Here is a 14,868-nt window from a genome sequence, read left to right as displayed (position 1 = left end):
CTTCGTCACCTCTCCCCCGGGGATCCGGGGACTGCCGGGGCTTCGGCGGCTCCCGGGGCTCCCGGGGCTCCCGGGGAGGCCGGCGGGCCCGCGGCCCCGCCCCGCACGGGGCGCACGGCGCGGCCGAGGAGGAGCCCGGCCACGCAGCCGCCCAGGAGGACGGCCGCCGCCCCGGCGAGCTGCCCGGTCTGGAGGCCGGAGGCGAACGCCCCGGCCACCGACGCGCGTTCGGCGGCCCCCGGGGCCTGCGCCAGGGCGGCGGGCAGCGACTCGGAGGTGCCCACCGAGTCCGGCAGCAGGGCGCCGAACCGGGAGACGAAGACGGCGCCGAGCACGGCGACACCCAGCCCGGTGCCCAGCTCCGACAGGGTGCCGTTGACCCCCGCGCCCGCTCCGGCCCGCTCCTTGGGGATCGCGCCCATGATGGCCTCGGCGATGGCCGGGTTGGCGCAACCGCAGCCCGCCCCCATCAGCACCAGCCCGCACAGCACCCCGCCGTAGCCTCCGTCGCCGACGAGGGCCACGACCGCGAGACCGGCCGCCATCAGGGCCATCCCGGAGGCGATCACGGCCGGCAGGCCGAGGCGGGAGATGAGCCGGGCGGAGGTGCCGGTGAAGTTCACCAGCACCACGGTCAGGGCGAAGGGCGCGATGTTCAGCCCCGCCTGGAGCGCCGAGTCGCCGCGGACGAACTGGAACTGCTGGGTGAGGAGGTAGAGGGCGCCGCCGCTGCCGAAGGTGATCAGGACGACGCCCGTCACGGCACCCGTGAAGCGGCGGCTCCGGAACAGCTCCAGGTCGAGCATCGGGTGCTCCGCCCGGCGCTCCCACCGCGCGAAGGCGGCCAGGACGGCGGCGCCGAACAGGGCGGGGACGAGGACGCCGGAGGAGGTCCAGCCGTGCTCCGGGCCGGTGATGACGGCGTAGACGACCGAGGTCGTGCCGACGACGGAGAGCGCCGTGCCCGGCAGGTCCGGACGGCCCCCGCGCGGATCCCGGCTCTCGGGGACGAGGACCGCGACGGCCACGAGGCCGACCAGCACCACCGGGATGTTGATCAGGAAGACGGCGCCCCACCAGTAGTGGTTCAGCACCAGCCCCCCGACGACCGGACCGGCGGCGTAGGCGAGGGCGTTGACGGCCCCCCAGATGCCGATGGCCCGGGGACGCTCGTCGGCGTCGAAGACCTGCATCACGACGGCGAGGGTGGTCGTCAGCAGCAGCGCCGCGCCCACGCCCATGCCCGCGCGGGCCGCGATGAGCCCGGCGGAGGAGCCGGCGAGCCCGGCCGCGAGCGAACCGGCCCCGAAGAGGACCAGCCCCGCCAGCAGCATCCGCTTGCGGCCGTAGCGGTCGGCGGCGCTGCCCGCGCCGAGCAGCAGGCCCGCCTGGACCAGCGCGTAGGCGTTGATCATCCACTGGACGTCGGCGGTGGTCGCGCCCAGCTCGGAGGTGAGGGACGGGATCGCCACGTTGAGCACGGTGTTGTCGAGCACCACGACGAGCTCGGCGAGGCAGACCACGGCGAGGATCGCCCAGCGTGCGGGGTGCCCGCCGGCGGGCCCGGCCTCCGGAACGCCCGTGGAGGCCGGGCCGGCGGCGCCGGCGGTCGGATCGGTCGTCGCCATGCCCGGTCAGGACCTCGCGGGGGCGAAGGGGGCGATGGGATTGCGCAGGGTGCCGACGAGCTGGAGCGCGCCGGACGGGTCCGCCAGGTCCACCATCTGCCGGTTGTTGCGCAGCTGGAGCCGGTTGAGGCAGGACAGCGCGAACTCCTCGGCGAAGATGTCGTACCGCTCGAACCGCTCGGCCAGTTCCGGCACGGACCGCTGGTAGCGGATCACCGCCTCGGCGACCGTGCGCCAGAACGCGTCCTCCGGCAGTACGCCCCGGTCGGCGAGGATCGCGCCCAGGTGGCGCAGGAAGCAGTCGAAGACGTCGGTGAGGATGGCCAGCAGCCGCATGTCCTCGGGGGTCTCGGCGCGGATGCGCTCCACCTCCGGGGGAAGCTCCACGCCGTCGTCCATGACGACGATCTCCTCGGCGATGTCCTTGAACACCGCCCGCGCCACGGCGTCGTCCTCCAGGACGAGGATGACGTTCTCGCCGTGCGGCATGTACGCCAGGTCGTAGGCGTAGAAGCTGTGGAGCAGCGGGGTGAGGTAGGCGTCGAGGTAGCGTCCCAGCCACTCCTCGGGGGTGAGGCCGGAGCGTTCGATCAGCGCGGCGGCCAGCGAGTTCCCGTCGCGGTCGGTGTGGAGCAGGGACGCCATGGTGGCGAGCCGCTGCCCCTCCTCCAGGAGGGGGACGGGGCTCTCCCGCCACAGGGCCGCGAGCATCTTGCGGTACGGCGAGTAGCGGTCGGTGGCGGCCTCGTAGCCGGGGTGGCGGTAGCCGACGGCGGCGCGTTCGCGGATGACGGCCAGCCCGGTGGCGCGCAGCACGGGGTCCTTGGCGATCAGGTCGGCCAGCCAGTCGTTGATGGCCGGGGTGGCCTCCATGTAGGCGGCGGACAGGCCCCGCATGAAGCCCATGTTGAGCACGGACAGGGCCGTCTTCACATAGTGCTTGGACGGGTGGCTGGTGTTGAAGAAGGTCCGGATGGACTGCTGGGCCAGGTACTCGTCCTCGCCCTCGCCGAGGAGGACGATCCGGCGCTCGGCGACCTCCGAGGAGAACGTCACGGCGATCTTGTTCCACCACTGCCAGGGGTGGACCGGGATCAGCAGGTAGTCGGCGAGGTCCAGGCCGAGGCCGCTCATGACGGACGCGAAGCGGCCGAGGGTGTCCGGGCCGAGTTCGGCGCGGAGCAGGCTGTCGTAGTCGGTGTCGGCCGAGCAGGTGAAGGTGGCGTGGTCGCGGTGCGCGGCCACCCACAGCAGCCGCACGGGCGAGGCCGCCTCGGGGGCGTAGGCCAGGTACTCGTGGGCGCCGAAGCCCAGCCGGCCGTTGTTGGCGACGAAGCAGGGGTGGCCCTCGGTCATGCCGGTCTCGATCGCCTGGAAGTCGGCGGCGGCGAGCTCGCCGGCGGTGACGGGCTCCTTGGCGAGTTTGTACGCGGTGCTCGCGAGGGTGGAGCCGATCTCCTCCAGGTAGACGGGGAGGATCTCGTCGCTCAGGCCGAGGGCGCCGCGGAACTCGGTGAAGAAGGCGAGGGCGTCCAGCGGGGCCTCGGCGCCGCCGCGCAGGCGGGTGATGCTGCCGGCGTCGACCTGCCAGTGGTCGAGGGCCATCAGCCGGGCGGTGAAGCGGTATTCGGTGTCGCCGTCGTCGCTGGTGACGGCGTAGCGGCCGCCGCCCAGCGGGGTGGGGGAGAGCAGGCGCTCGTGGGAGAACTCGGACAGGGCCTTGCGCAGCAGCAGCCGGACGGCGGTGTCCCAGTTCCCGGGGGTGAGGTGGGCCACGGCCTCGTGCGGGGCGGGCAGGGGGGCGGGGCGGGGGGAGGGCTGGGAAGGGGATGTCACAGTGCGGCTCCTCGTACGGCTGCCTCGAACCGCCGGCGGGTGCAGACGCTCAGCAGGGCTTCCTTCTCGGGCTTGGCGATTCTTCCGACGACCTCGAAGCCGACGGCGGCGTTCAGGGCGTGCACGGCGGTGTTGCGGACGTCGGGCTCGACGACCACGCGCCGGGTGGCGGGGTCGTCGAAGAGCATGGCCATCACCGTGGTGATGACGGCCCGGGTGAAGCCGTGGACGGGGGTGTCGGAGGGCGCGGTGAGGAAGTGCATGCCGACGTCGCCCTCCTCGTGGTCGTAGAGCCCGGCGAGCTCCACGTGCGCGGGGTCGTAGCGCTCGACGAGGAACGCGGGACGGCCCCGGTGGAGGCCCAGGAAGGCGTCGTGGTGCGGGTGTTCGGCGAGCTTGCCGTACTCGTGGGCGACCTCGGCCTCGTCGGCGTCCTGCATCATCCAGTACACGGCCTTGGGGTGGGTCACCCAGCGGTGCAGCAGGGGCGCGTCGGCCTCCGGGTCGAGGGCGGTCACGGAGAACTCGCCCAGTGCCGGGTCCTCGCGGCGGAAGAGGGTCTCCCTCATGCGATGCCCCCCTCGGGGGCGCCGAAGTCCTGGAAGGCGATGGTCTTCTCGATCGGGTAGACCTCGCGGCCGAGGATGTCGCGGATGATGCAGGAGTTGCGGTACGGGCCCATGCCCAGGTCCGGCGAGGTGACGCTGTGGGTGTGGACGGCGCCGTTCTGCAGGAAGACGCCGCGTCCGGTGACGTCGACGCTGAAGTTGCGGGCGACGTCGAAGCGGCCCGAGCCGTCGAAGCGGAGCCGGTCGCGGATGCCGTCGAGGAAGGCGGGGACGCGGTAGTGGTAGCCGGTGGCCAGGATCAGGCCCTCGGTGGTGAGCGTGAACTCCTTGTCCTGCTCGTGCTGGTGGAGGCCGAGGGTGTAGGTGCCGCTCGTCTCGTCGTACGCGGCGGAGGCGAGGGCGGTGTTGGTCAGCAGCCGGGTGGGGACGGGGCCGGAGAGGCTCTTGGCGTACAGCAGGTCGAAGATCCCGTTGATGAGCTCCGAGTTGATGCCCTTGAAGAGGCCCTTCTGCTCGCTCTCCAGCCGGTACCGGGTGGTCTCGGGCAGGGCGTGGAAGTAGTCGATGTAGTCGGGGGAGGTCATCTCCAGGGTCAGCTTGGTGTACTCCAGCGGGAAGAACCGCGGGGAGCGGGTGACCCAGGTGAGGCTGTAGCCGCGGGTGTCGATCTCGGAGAGCAGGTCGTGGTAGATCTCGGCGGCGCTCTGGCCGCTGCCGACGACGGTGATGCTCCGCTTGGCCTGGAGGGCCTCCTTGTGCTCCAGGTAGCGGGAGTTGTGGATCGCGTCGCCGCCCAGGTCCCGGCAGGCCTCGGGGAGGTACGGCGGGGTGCCGGTGCCCAGGACGAGGTGGCGGGCCCGGTGCTCGGTGTGCTCGCCGGTGGAGGTGTCGCGGGCGGTGACGGTGTAGAGGCCGTCCGCCTCGTCGTAGGAGACGGCGGTGACCTCGCGGCCGAAGCGGACCGAGGAGAGCCGGCCCGCGGCCCAGCGGCAGTAGGCGTTGTACTCGGCGCGCAGCGGATAGAAGCTCTCGCGGATGTAGAACGGGTACAGCCGCCCCGACTGCTTGAGGTAGTTGAGGAAGGAGTACGGGGAGGTGGGGTCGGCCATGGTCACCAGGTCGGCCATGAAGGGCGTCTGCAGGGTGACGCCGTCCAGGAGCATGCCGGGGTGCCAGTCGAATTCGGAGCGGCTCTCCAGGAAGAGCCCGTCGAGGTCGTCGACCGGCTCCGTCAGGCAGGCCAGGCCCAGGTTGAACGGGCCCAGTCCGATGGCTATGAAGTCGTGCGGGGTGTCGTGAGGGGTGGTCACGTCGTCTCCGGTGGTGGGCGGTTCAGGCGGCCGGCGAGCCGGTGAGGCGGGCGGCGGCCAGGTGGTCCTCCGCGTGGGCGGCGATCAGGTCGAGGACGGCGCGGATGTCGTCCAGCGTGGTCTCCGGGTTGAGCAGGGTGAACTTCAGGTGGTGGCGTCCGTCGACCACCGTTCCGGCGACCACGGCCTCGCCGGAGGCGGCCAGGGCCTCGCGGGCGTGGAGGTTGGCCAGGTCCACGGCCGTCTCCCCGGCGGGTTCCGCGGGTGCGTAGCGGAAGACCAGGGTGGAGAGGGCGGGCCTGGTGACGACGGTGAACCGGGGGTCCTCCGCCAGCAGCCGCCAGGCGTCGGCGGCGAGGTCCACGACCTGGTCGAAGAGCGTGCCCACGGCGTCGGCGCCCATGATGCGCAGGGTCAGCCACAGTTTGAGCGCGTCGAAGCGGCGGGTGGTCTGGATCGACTTGTCGACCTGGTTGGGGATGCGCTTCTCGGCGCTGCGGGCCGGGTTGAGGTAGTCGGCGTGGTAGGTCGCGTGGCGCAGGGTGGTGCCGTCGCGGACGATGACGGCGCTGGAACTGACCGGCTGGAAGAAGGACTTGTGGTAGTCCACGGTGACCGAGTCGGCCCGCTCGATGCCCGCCAGGAGGTGGCGGCGGGTGGGCGAGGCCAGCAGCCCGCAGCCGTAGGCGGCGTCGACGTGGAACCACACCCCGGCGTCCTCGCACAGGTCGGCGATCTCCGGGAGGGGGTCGATGGAGCCGAAGTCGGTGGTGCCGGCGGTGGCGGAGACGGCCATCACGGTCAGGCCCGCCTCCCGGCAGCGCCGCAGTTCGCGGGCGAGGGCGTCGGTGCGCATCCGGCGGTCGCCGTCGCAGGGGACGGAGATGACGGCGTCCGGCTCCAGGCCGAGGAGTTTGGCGCCCTTCAGGACGGAGAAGTGGCCGGCCTCGGAGGTCAGGACGCGCAGCTTCGGCAGCATCGCGGAGACCGGCGGCGGGGTGGGGGAGTTCTTCCGCAGCACCCGGAAGGCCTCCTCCCGGGCCAGCAGCAGGGCCTGGAGGTTGGACTGGGTCCCGCCGCTGGTGAAGACGCCGTCCGCGGCCCGGCCCAGACCGATGCGCGCGGCGGTCCAGTCGATGAGCCGCCGTTCCATCAGGGTGCCGCCGGCGCTCTGGTCCCAGGTGTCCAGGGAGGAGTTGACGGCGGAGAGGACGGCCTCGCCGAGGAGGGCGGGGAGCACCACCGGGCAGTTGAGGTGGGCGAGGTAGCGGGGGTGGTGGAAGTAGACCGCGTCGCGGAGGTAGACCCGCTCCAGTTCGTCGAGGGCGGCGGCCGGGTCGCCCAGGGGACGGTCGAGGTCGATGGCGCTTATCCCCGGGGCCAGTTCCTCCGGGGTGACCCCGGTGAACGGGCGGGCGGTCCCGGCGACCGTGCGGGCGACCCGTGCCACGCCTTCGGCGACCAGTCGCCGGTAGTCCTCGGCGGTGGCGTTGTTCAGCAGGTGGGCGCGGGGGTCGCCGTCGGTCGCGGCGACCGTGCCGGCGAGGGGGGCAGGGGATCCCTGGAGACTCACGCTCGGGTCCTCCGAGTAGAGGGGCATGCGGACTTAGGTAAGGCTATCCTAACTTAACTTCGATCATGTGAGAGCCCCGCGTACCGCAGGAAGGAGTACCGGGGCTCTTCGCGGGGCCGTCCCGCGCGTCACGCGGCGGCGAGCGCCTCGGCGCGCAGCTCCTCCTCGGAGGCGCCCAGCCGCCAGTAGCCGGAGAAGGCCACCCGCTCCCGGCCCAGACCGCGTTCGCCCACCAGATGGCGGCGCAGCGCGCGCACCGCGGCGGACTCGCCCGCCAGCCACGCGTACGGAGTGCCCGCGGGCAGCGCGGCCCCGCGCACGGCGTCCACCACCGCGCCGTGCCGGTGGAGGCCCTCCCGCGCCAGCCAGGTGATCTCGGCGTCGGCCGCGGTGGGCAGCGGACGTGCGTCCCCGGCGCGGGGCACCTCGATCCACACCCGCGCCCGGGTCCCGGCCGGCAGCCAGGCCAGGATGCCCTCGACCGCCGGCAGTGCCGTCTCGTCGGCGGCGAGCAGCACCCAGTCCGTGTCCGAGGGCGGGCGGAAGCAGACGCTCCTGTTCTCCGCCGTCCGCGGGCCCAGGAGGCGGACCCGCGCCCCCGGCCGGGCGGTGCGGGCCCAGCGGGTGGCGGGCCCGGTGTCGCCGTGGAGGACGAAGTCGATGTCCACCTCGCCCGCCTCGGGACGCTGTCCGGACACCGTGTAGGAGCGGATGACCGCGCGCACCGCCGGGTCCATCGTCCGCCAGGCCGCGAACCAGGCGTCGCCCAGCTCCACCGGGACGACGGGCTCGGCCTGGCCGGGGTGCGGCAGGAAGAGCGAGAGGCTCTGGTCCCGGCCGCCGCCCGCGAACTCCCGGAGCTCCTCCCCGCCGAAGGTGATCCGGACGGTGGAGGGCCCGAGCCGCCGGCGGCGCACGACCGCCGCCTCGAAGAAGCGGAACGGGGACGCGGGCGGGGCGGCGGCGCGGCGCGCCGCCCTCCGGGGCGTGGCGAGCGGGACGGCGGTGCGCGGAGTCATCTGCGGTTCTCCCCTTCGGAGTTGGCTGTCCTGCGCGGGTCCTGCGCGGGTCCTGCGCGGGTCCTGGGCGGGCCGGGCGGCGCCCCGCCCGGCCTCAGCCGAGCTTCTTGGCCTTGGAGATGGCGTCGGCCAGGTTCTCCAGCAGCGGAGCGGCGCCCTGGTAGGAGAAGCGCGGCACCGGGTCCCACTCGGCGACCTGGCCGGCCTTGACCGCCGGGAGGGCCTTCCAGGTGGGCTTGGACTCCAGGTCCTTGGGCTGCAGGGCCGTGCCGCGGTTGTCGAGGATGATGAGGTCGGCCTCGTACTCGCCGGCGTTCTCCCAGCTCAGGCTCTGGAAGTAGCCGCCGCTCTCCTTGGTGTCCTTCGGGATGACGAAGTTCACGCCGAGCTCGGCGAAGTAGTTCAGGTCGGCCGCGGGCTCGGGCGTGGAGACGTAGAAGTAGTCGGCGCTGCCGGAGGCGGCCATCACCCGCAGTCCGCCACTGGCCTTGGCGGCCCTGCGGAGCTTCTCGGAGGCCGCCTCGAAGCGGGCCTTGCCGTCGGTGACCTGCTTGGACTTCAGGTCGGCGCCGAGGGACTCGGCCAGTTCGGCGTAGCGCCGGATCGGCTTGAGCAGCGAGACGTGGGCCACCTGGACGGCGACGCTGGGGGCGAGCTTGAGGATCTTGTCCTTGCTCTCGTCCGGGACGTACCACAGCGACCCCTCGTCGTACTGGTGGGTGACCAGCAGTTCGGGGTTGAGCGCCGCGTACTTCTCGATGTCGAACTCGCCCCAGGCGTTGCCGATGACCTCGATCTTCTTCACGTCCAGGTCGCCGGCCTGGGGGTGGGCCGAGCCGTCCTCCAGCGTCGTCTCGCCGAAGACGCCGACGATCCTGTCCTTGAGCCCGAAGTCGGCCAGGGCGGCGGCGGTCCCGGTGAACGCCACGATCCGCCGGGGCGCGGTGTCGGCGGTGACCTTCTCCTTGCGGTCGTCGGTGAACGACCAGGGGCCGCCGTCCTTGCCGGACCCGCCCGACGTCCCCGAACCGCCGTCCCCGCACGCCGACAGCAGGGCGCCCAGGCCCAGGGCGCCGCCCGCCGCGAGCAGGCCCCGGCGGGACAGGTTGACGGTTCTTTCACGGGACATGGTTGTGCCTCTCTAGCAAACGCACATGGATACGACGGGGGGTCAGACGACCGGTCGCGGCTGTTAGGTTAACCTAACCAAAGTCCGAGCCCAAGGGGGCGGGTCGCCGACCCCCGGCACCACCGGAGTCCGCACGTGTCAGTGATCAAGCCATCCCCTCCGGAGAGGGCAGCGGCGCCGCCGCCCCCTCCCGCCGGGGACCCCGCGCCGAAGGCCCGCACGGCCCTGCGCTCCGCCGGGCTGGCGGGCGCCCTGGCGCTCCTGCTCGTCCTGCTGGTGCTGAGCATCGGCTTCGGCGCCCGGTCGCTCTCGGTGGGCGAGGTGTGGGACGGGCTCTTCGACAGAGGCTCCGCCACCTGGGCCGTCGTCCACGAGATGCGGTTGCCGCGCACCCTGCTCGGACTGCTCGTCGGCATCGCCCTCGGCCTGGCCGGCGCGGTGATGCAGGCCCTCACCCGCAACCCCCTCGCGGACCCCGGCCTCCTGGGGATCAACGCCGGGGCGTCGGCGGCCGTGGTCACCGCCATCGCCTTCCTCGGGGTGACCGGCTTCACCGGATACGTGTGGTTCGCCCTGGTCGGCGCGGCCGCCGTCTCCGCCCTCGTCTACGCGATCGGCGGCGGACGCGGAGCCACCCCGGCCCGGCTGGCCCTGGCCGGCGCCGCCCTCAACGCCGCCCTGTACTCCTACGTCAACGCGGCGATGATCATGGACAGCGCCTCGCTGGAGCGGATGCGCTTCTGGACCGTCGGCTCCCTGGCCACGGCCCGGATGGACACCGTGGTGCGCGTGCTGCCGTTCGTGGCCGCGGGCCTGCTGGTCGCCCTCGCCCTCGCCCGGCCGCTCAACGCCCTCGCGCTCGGCGACGACCAGGCCCGCGCACTCGGCGCCCGGCCCCAGAGGGTCAGGACGGCCTGCATCGTCGCCATCACCCTGCTGTGCGGCGCGGCCACCGCCGCGGCCGGACCCATCGTCTTCGTCGGCCTGATGGTGCCCCACCTCGTCCGCGCGTTCACCGGCCCCGACCTGCGCTGGCTGCTGCCCTACTGCGCGGTGCTCGCCCCCGTGCTGCTGCTCGGCTCCGACGTGCTCGGCCGGCTCCTCGGCCGCCCCGGCGAACTCCAGGTCGGCGTCGTCACCGCCGTCCTCGGCGGCCCCCTCTTCCTCTACATCCTGCGGCGCCGGAAGGTGGCGGCGGCATGAGAACCCTCCGCGTCGGACAGGCGCTCAGCCTGCGCTACCGCCCCCGCACCCTGGCCGCCGCCACCGGCTGCCTGCTCGTGGCCCTGGCCGCCGGCGTCGTCACCATCGGCAGCGGCGACTACCCGATGAGCCCCGCCGAGGTGCTGACCACCCTCACCGGCGGCGGCACCCCCTCCCAGGACTTCATCGTCAACGAACTGCGGCTGCCCCGGGTGCTCGCCGCCCTCCTCGTCGGCGCCTCCCTGGGCCTGGCCGGCGCGGTCTTCCAGTCCGTGGTGCGCAACCCGCTCGGCAGCCCGGACATGCTCGGCATCACCCAGGGAGCCTCCACCGGGGCGCTGATCGCCGTCCTCGCCGGCGGCAGCAGCGCGGCCCTGGCCGGCGGAGCCATCGCCGGGGGCGTCCTCACCGGCCTGCTGATCCACGCCCTCGCCCGGCGCCAGGGCCTCCACGGCTTCCGGCTGGTCCTCGTCGGCATCGGCGTGATGGCCATGCTCACCGGCGTCAACAACTACCTGCTCACCCGCGGCAAGCTGATGGAGGCCTCCCGGGCCGTCCTGTGGATGACCGGCAGCCTCGACGGCCGCGGCTGGCCCGAACTCACACCGCTGCTCATCGCACTGGCGGTGCTGGGCCCCGTGATCGTCGTCGGCTTCGGACGCGGCCTGCTGATGACGGAGATGGGCGACGACGCGGCCCACTCCCTCGGCGTCGGGGTGGAACGGTCCCGCGCCGTGCTGCTGGGGTCCGCCGTCGTCCTGGTGTCCTTCTCCGCCGCCTGCGCCGGACCGGTCTCCTTCGTGGCGCTCACCGCGCCCCAGCTCGCCAAGCGCCTCACCCGCGCGCCCGGCCCCAATCTGGTGCCCGCCGCCTGCATGGGGGCCACCCTGCTGGTGCTCGCCGACTGGGCCGCGCAGAACCTCTTCGCGGACCGGCAGCTCGCGGTGGGCGTCATCACCGGCCTCCTCGGCGGCGGCTACCTGGTGTGGCTGCTCGCCACCCAGCGGAAGGCGGGACGCATATGAGGACGCCCGCGGCGGAGGACATCGAAGGCGGACACACCCAGGACGGAGCGGAACGGATGACGCAGGGCACGCACGGCACACCCGCGGCGGCGGCCGGAGGGACGAGGCTGAGCGGAGAGGGCCTCACCCTCGCCTACGACCGGCGGACGATCGCCGAGGACCTGACGGTCGCGATACCGGACCGGTCGTTCACCGTCATCATCGGCCCCAACGCCTGCGGCAAGTCCACCCTGCTGCGGGCCCTGTCGAGGATGCTCAAGCCGGCCGCCGGCTCGGTGCTGCTGGACGGCAGGGACATCTCCTCGCTCAACGCCAAGCAGGTCGCCCGGACCCTCGGCCTGCTGCCGCAGTCCTCCACCGCTCCCGAGGGAATCTCCGTCTCGGAGCTGGTCTCCCGGGGCCGCTACCCGCACCAGGGACTGCTGCGCCAGTGGTCGAAGGAGGACGAGCGGGTCGTCGCCGAGTCGATGGCCTCCACCGGCGTCGCCGAACTCGCCGACCGCTCCGTGGACGAACTCTCCGGAGGGCAGCGGCAGCGGGTGTGGATCGCCATGGCCCTGGCCCAGCAGACGCCGCTGCTGCTGCTGGACGAGCCGACGACGTACCTGGACCTGGCCCACCAGATCGACGTCCTGGACCTGTGCGCCCGCCTCCACGAGGAGGAGGGCCGCACCCTGGTCGCCGTCCTCCACGACCTCAACCACGCCGCCCGCTACGCCACCCACCTGATCGCCATGCGCGACGGCCGGGTCGTCGCCTCCGGCCCGCCGGCCGAGGTCGTGACCGCCGAACTGGTGGAGGAGGTCTTCGGGCTGCCCTGCCGGGTCATCGACGACCCGGAGACCGGCACCCCGCTGGTGGTGCCCGCCGCGCGCCGCCCCGCGCGGGAGCCGCTGGCGGCGGAGAGCGCCTCCTGATTCCGCCGTGCGCCGCCGCACGGCGGGGGTCCCCGGGCGGCGGCGGATCTTGACGCGGGGCCGGGGCCGTGAAGGATGAACCCATGCGCCTCGACACCGACCGGATCCGCAGTTGCTTCCCCGCCCTCGACGAGGGGGCGGCCCACTTCGACGGACCCGGCGGGACGCAGGTCCCCCGGCAGGTGGGGCGGGCCGTCGCCGACACCCTGTGCGGGGCCATCGCCAACCGCGGCGCCGTCACCGCGGCCGAGCGGCGGGCCGAGACGGTGGTGCGGGAGGCCAGGTCGGCCATGGCCGACCTGCTCGGCTGCCGTCCCGAGGGCGTGGTGTTCGCACGGTCGATGACGCAGGCGACGTTCGACATGGCGCGGACCCTGGCCAGGGGGTGGGGCGCGGGCGACGAGGTCGTGGTGACCCGGCTGGACCACGACGCCAACATCAGGCCCTGGACCATCGCCGCCGAGGCCGCCGGCGCGACCGTGCGGTGGGCCGACTTCGACCCGGTGACCGGCGACCTCACGGTCGACCACGTGGCCGCCGTGCTGACGCCGCGCACACGGCTGGTGGCGGTGACGGCCGCGTCCAACCTGCTGGGCGCCCGGCCCGACATCCCCGCGATCGCCGAGGCGGCCCACGCGGTGGGCGCACTGGTGTACGTGGACGGTGTCCACCTCACCCCGCACGCCCCTGTGGCGATGACGGACTGGGGCGCGGACCTCTACGCCTGCTCGCCCTACAAGTTCTTCGGACCGCACCACGGCGTGGTCGCCGCCGCCCCCGGACTGCTGGAGACGCTCCGCCCCGACAAGCTGCTGCCGTCCACCGACGCCGTTCCCGAGCGCTTCGAGCTCGGCACGCTCCCCTACGAACTGCTGGCCGGGACGACGGCCGCCGTCGACTTCGTCGCCGGCCTGGGCGACCCGCCGGCCGGTGCGCGACGCGCCCGGCTGCTGGAGTCGATGCGGAGGGTGGAGGCACACGAGGAGGAACTCCTCGGCCGGCTGCTGGACGGACTGGCGGCACTGGACGGCGTCGTCCTCCACGGCTCGCCGGGGCGGCGCACCCCCACCGTCCTGTTCTCCGTGGCGGGCCACGCGCCCCGCGCGGTGTACGAGCACCTGGCCCGGCTGGGGGTGAACGCGCCCGCGGGCAGCTTCTACGCGATCGAGGCGGCCCGTCGCATCGGCCTGGGGGAGCAGGGCGCGGTACGGGCCGGACTCGCCCCCTACAACAACGCGGAGGACGTCGACCGGCTGCTCTCCGGCGTCGCGGAGCTGGTGGTGTAGAGCGCCTCGTTCGGCGCCGTCCGGCGCGTTCGGTCGGGCCCGGCGGACTGAGCGTTGTTCAACCTGAATGCGCTGGTCATGGGGCCGGCGTGGGCGGGGGCTGAGGTGCTCGTGCCGGTCAGGGACGTGATCGGCAGCAGATGATCACCCGGCGCGTCGCCGGTTCGCTGGAATCGCGATGCCGGGTTGGGGGTGCCTCGTAGGCTCCGAGGAGAGCCGGGTGGGAAGGGGCTGCTGGTGGCGGATGTGCTGGTCTGGGCGATGCGGCGGAGGGTCGTGCCGACCGACGCACCGGGGACGAGAACCGGCCGAACTATTCGGGCAAGCACAAGGCCCACGGCCTGCTGTCCCTCGCCCTGACCGACGAGCGCGGCAACCTGCTGCGGATCTCGGCGACGAAGCCGGGACGCTCCAGCGAGATCACCACCGCCCGCCACAACAAGATCACCACTTGCCTGCGGGAAGCCGGTCTGGGCGCCCTGGCCGGTCTCGGCTTCGTTGGCCTGGACGACGACCCCGACGCCCCGGTGATCGTCACCGGCCGCAGGGCGAGTCGCGGTCATCCGCTCACCGTCGCCTTCGCCGACCTGAAGAACTGGCGAATCCTCACCAAGGTCCGCATGAATGTCCGGCACGCCATCGCACTCCTGCGCGCCCTGCTCGTGCTGGCGAATGCGGAAATCAGCCGCTGACGGATGACCACCTGCCGACGATCACGCCCCTGACCGGCACGAGCATCCCAGCCCCCGCCCACGCCGGCCCATGACCAGCGCATTCAGGTTGAACAACGCTCACCGAACCTCTTTCGTCCTGTGCCGGCGGGTGAAATGGGCTGGTCAGCGAGTGTGGTGACGAGGCAGGGCCCCTCGTCGTCGGCGTGGTGATTCCGCTCAGCACACCGGCGACCGAAGGGGCCCTGGTGGTTCCGTATCCTGCCACGCTCGACGTCCCGCACGAACTCATCGAGCATGTTGCCTGGCTGCTGTACGAGCACCGCCGGACCCGCAGCACCCGCCGGCGCAAGCTCGGCTGCTTCGACCAGGCACTGCTCACGCTGGTCCACCTGCGCAAGAACGAGACGTTCGCCCAGCCCGGTGCCGGGTTCGGGATATCGCAGGCCACCGCCGGGCGGTACGTCGACGAGGCCCTGGAGGTGCCGGGTTCCTGGGCCCCAGGCCTTCACGAAGCCGGCACCGGCCCCGGTGAGGGCGACCACGTCAGCGTTGACGGCACACCGATCCCCACCGACCGCGTCCGCGCCGAGCAGCCGTACTACTGAGGCTTTTCCATCATCGGTCTGAGCTGGCCAGATGCAGAGTGAGGACGGCCTGGACGAGGCCGGTGATCCGGGTGGTCGCGCACCGGAGCTTGTG

At 73.0% G+C, this 14,868-nt stretch carries 12 protein-coding genes and 2 pseudogenes; 6 read left to right on the top strand and 8 right to left on the bottom strand.

What is annotated here, in order from left to right; genetic code table 11:
• Positions 1–5 precede the first annotated feature (5 nt).
• From ABD358_RS17360 to ABD358_RS17330, 7 genes are all read right to left on the bottom strand, one after another.
• Complete coding sequence (locus ABD358_RS17360; RefSeq protein ID WP_344631957.1) at positions 6–1,628, bottom strand: MFS transporter; 1,623 nt, start codon at positions 1,626–1,628, stop codon at positions 6–8.
• Between the two features lie 6 nt (positions 1,629–1,634).
• Positions 1,635–3,464 (bottom strand): IucA/IucC family protein, encoded by a 1,830-nt coding sequence (locus ABD358_RS17355; RefSeq protein ID WP_344631956.1) that lies wholly within the window; start codon positions 3,462–3,464, stop codon positions 1,635–1,637.
• Complete coding sequence (locus tag ABD358_RS17350; protein ID WP_344631955.1) at positions 3,461–4,033, bottom strand: GNAT family N-acetyltransferase; 573 nt, start codon at positions 4,031–4,033, stop codon at positions 3,461–3,463. The genes ABD358_RS17355 and ABD358_RS17350 overlap by 4 nt, the downstream gene beginning before the upstream one ends.
• Complete coding sequence (locus ABD358_RS17345; RefSeq protein WP_344631954.1) at positions 4,030–5,343, bottom strand: lysine N(6)-hydroxylase/L-ornithine N(5)-oxygenase family protein; 1,314 nt, start codon at positions 5,341–5,343, stop codon at positions 4,030–4,032. The genes ABD358_RS17350 and ABD358_RS17345 overlap by 4 nt, the downstream gene beginning before the upstream one ends.
• A 22-nt stretch (positions 5,344–5,365) precedes the next feature.
• Entirely contained in the window at positions 5,366–6,844 is a 1,479-nt protein-coding gene (locus ABD358_RS17340) for a pyridoxal phosphate-dependent decarboxylase family protein (RefSeq protein ID WP_425576362.1), read from the bottom strand.
• Positions 6,845–7,044: 200 nt separating this feature from the next.
• Positions 7,045–7,935, bottom strand: coding sequence for a siderophore-interacting protein (locus ABD358_RS17335; protein ID WP_344631952.1), 891 nt, complete (start codon positions 7,933–7,935; stop codon positions 7,045–7,047).
• A gap of 94 nt (positions 7,936–8,029) precedes the next feature.
• Positions 8,030–9,064 (bottom strand): ABC transporter substrate-binding protein, encoded by a 1,035-nt coding sequence (locus ABD358_RS17330; RefSeq protein ID WP_344631951.1) that lies wholly within the window; start codon positions 9,062–9,064, stop codon positions 8,030–8,032.
• 141 nt (positions 9,065–9,205) lie between these two features.
• Between ABD358_RS17330 and ABD358_RS17325 the strand changes: the two genes are divergently transcribed.
• From ABD358_RS17325 to ABD358_RS17300, 6 genes and pseudogenes are all read left to right on the top strand, one after another.
• Positions 9,206–10,267, top strand: coding sequence for a FecCD family ABC transporter permease (locus ABD358_RS17325; protein WP_425576361.1), 1,062 nt, complete (start codon positions 9,206–9,208; stop codon positions 10,265–10,267).
• Positions 10,264–11,292, top strand: coding sequence for a FecCD family ABC transporter permease (locus ABD358_RS17320; RefSeq protein ID WP_344631950.1), 1,029 nt, complete (start codon positions 10,264–10,266; stop codon positions 11,290–11,292). Before ABD358_RS17325 ends, ABD358_RS17320 begins: the two co-directional genes overlap by 4 nt.
• Positions 11,293–11,348: 56 nt before the next feature.
• The gene (locus ABD358_RS17315; RefSeq protein WP_344631949.1) at positions 11,349–12,209 is read left to right on the top strand and encodes an ABC transporter ATP-binding protein; all 861 of its coding nucleotides are present in this window, start codon (positions 11,349–11,351) and stop codon (positions 12,207–12,209) included.
• An 83-nt stretch (positions 12,210–12,292) separates the two neighbouring features.
• A complete protein-coding gene (locus tag ABD358_RS17310; protein WP_344631948.1) occupies positions 12,293–13,495 on the top strand; it encodes a cysteine desulfurase-like protein in 1,203 nt (400 codons plus the stop codon).
• 254 nt (positions 13,496–13,749) lie between these two features.
• Positions 13,750–14,187: a transposase family protein gene (locus ABD358_RS17305; RefSeq protein WP_344632067.1), complete on the top strand. Its 438-nt coding sequence runs from the start codon at positions 13,750–13,752 to the stop codon at positions 14,185–14,187.
• A 185-nt stretch (positions 14,188–14,372) separates the two neighbouring features.
• Positions 14,373–14,771: pseudogene (locus tag ABD358_RS17300) on the top strand (helix-turn-helix domain-containing protein); the annotation flags it as partial.
• A gap of 13 nt (positions 14,772–14,784) precedes the next feature.
• On the opposite strand, the pseudogene ABD358_RS17295 reads toward ABD358_RS17300, so the two are convergent.
• Positions 14,785–14,868, bottom strand: a pseudogene (locus ABD358_RS17295) (IS5/IS1182 family transposase); the annotation flags it as partial.

Origin of the sequence: Streptomyces glaucosporus (assembly GCF_039533345.1) — a bacterium.
Taxonomy (GTDB): Bacteria; Actinomycetota; Actinomycetes; order Streptomycetales; family Streptomycetaceae; genus Streptomyces; species Streptomyces glaucosporus.
Note: the sequence above shows the minus strand (reverse complement) of the source record. Positions and strands in the feature narration are given on the sequence as shown.

Excerpts from the sequence above, each read along its gene's own strand:
- ABD358_RS17360 (WP_344631957.1), bottom strand. The coding sequence starts at position 1,628 with ATGGCGACGACCGATCCGACCGCCGGCGCCGCCGGCCCGGCCTCCACG.
- ABD358_RS17320 (WP_344631950.1), top strand. The coding sequence starts at position 10,264 with ATGAGAACCCTCCGCGTCGGACAGGCGCTCAGCCTGCGCTACCGCCCC.
- ABD358_RS17330 (WP_344631951.1), bottom strand. The coding sequence starts at position 9,064 with ATGTCCCGTGAAAGAACCGTCAACCTGTCCCGCCGGGGCCTGCTCGCG.
- ABD358_RS17310 (WP_344631948.1), top strand. The coding sequence starts at position 12,293 with ATGCGCCTCGACACCGACCGGATCCGCAGTTGCTTCCCCGCCCTCGAC.
- ABD358_RS17335 (WP_344631952.1), bottom strand. The coding sequence starts at position 7,935 with ATGACTCCGCGCACCGCCGTCCCGCTCGCCACGCCCCGGAGGGCGGCG.
- ABD358_RS17315 (WP_344631949.1), top strand. The coding sequence starts at position 11,349 with ATGACGCAGGGCACGCACGGCACACCCGCGGCGGCGGCCGGAGGGACG.
- ABD358_RS17350 (WP_344631955.1), bottom strand. The coding sequence starts at position 4,033 with ATGAGGGAGACCCTCTTCCGCCGCGAGGACCCGGCACTGGGCGAGTTC.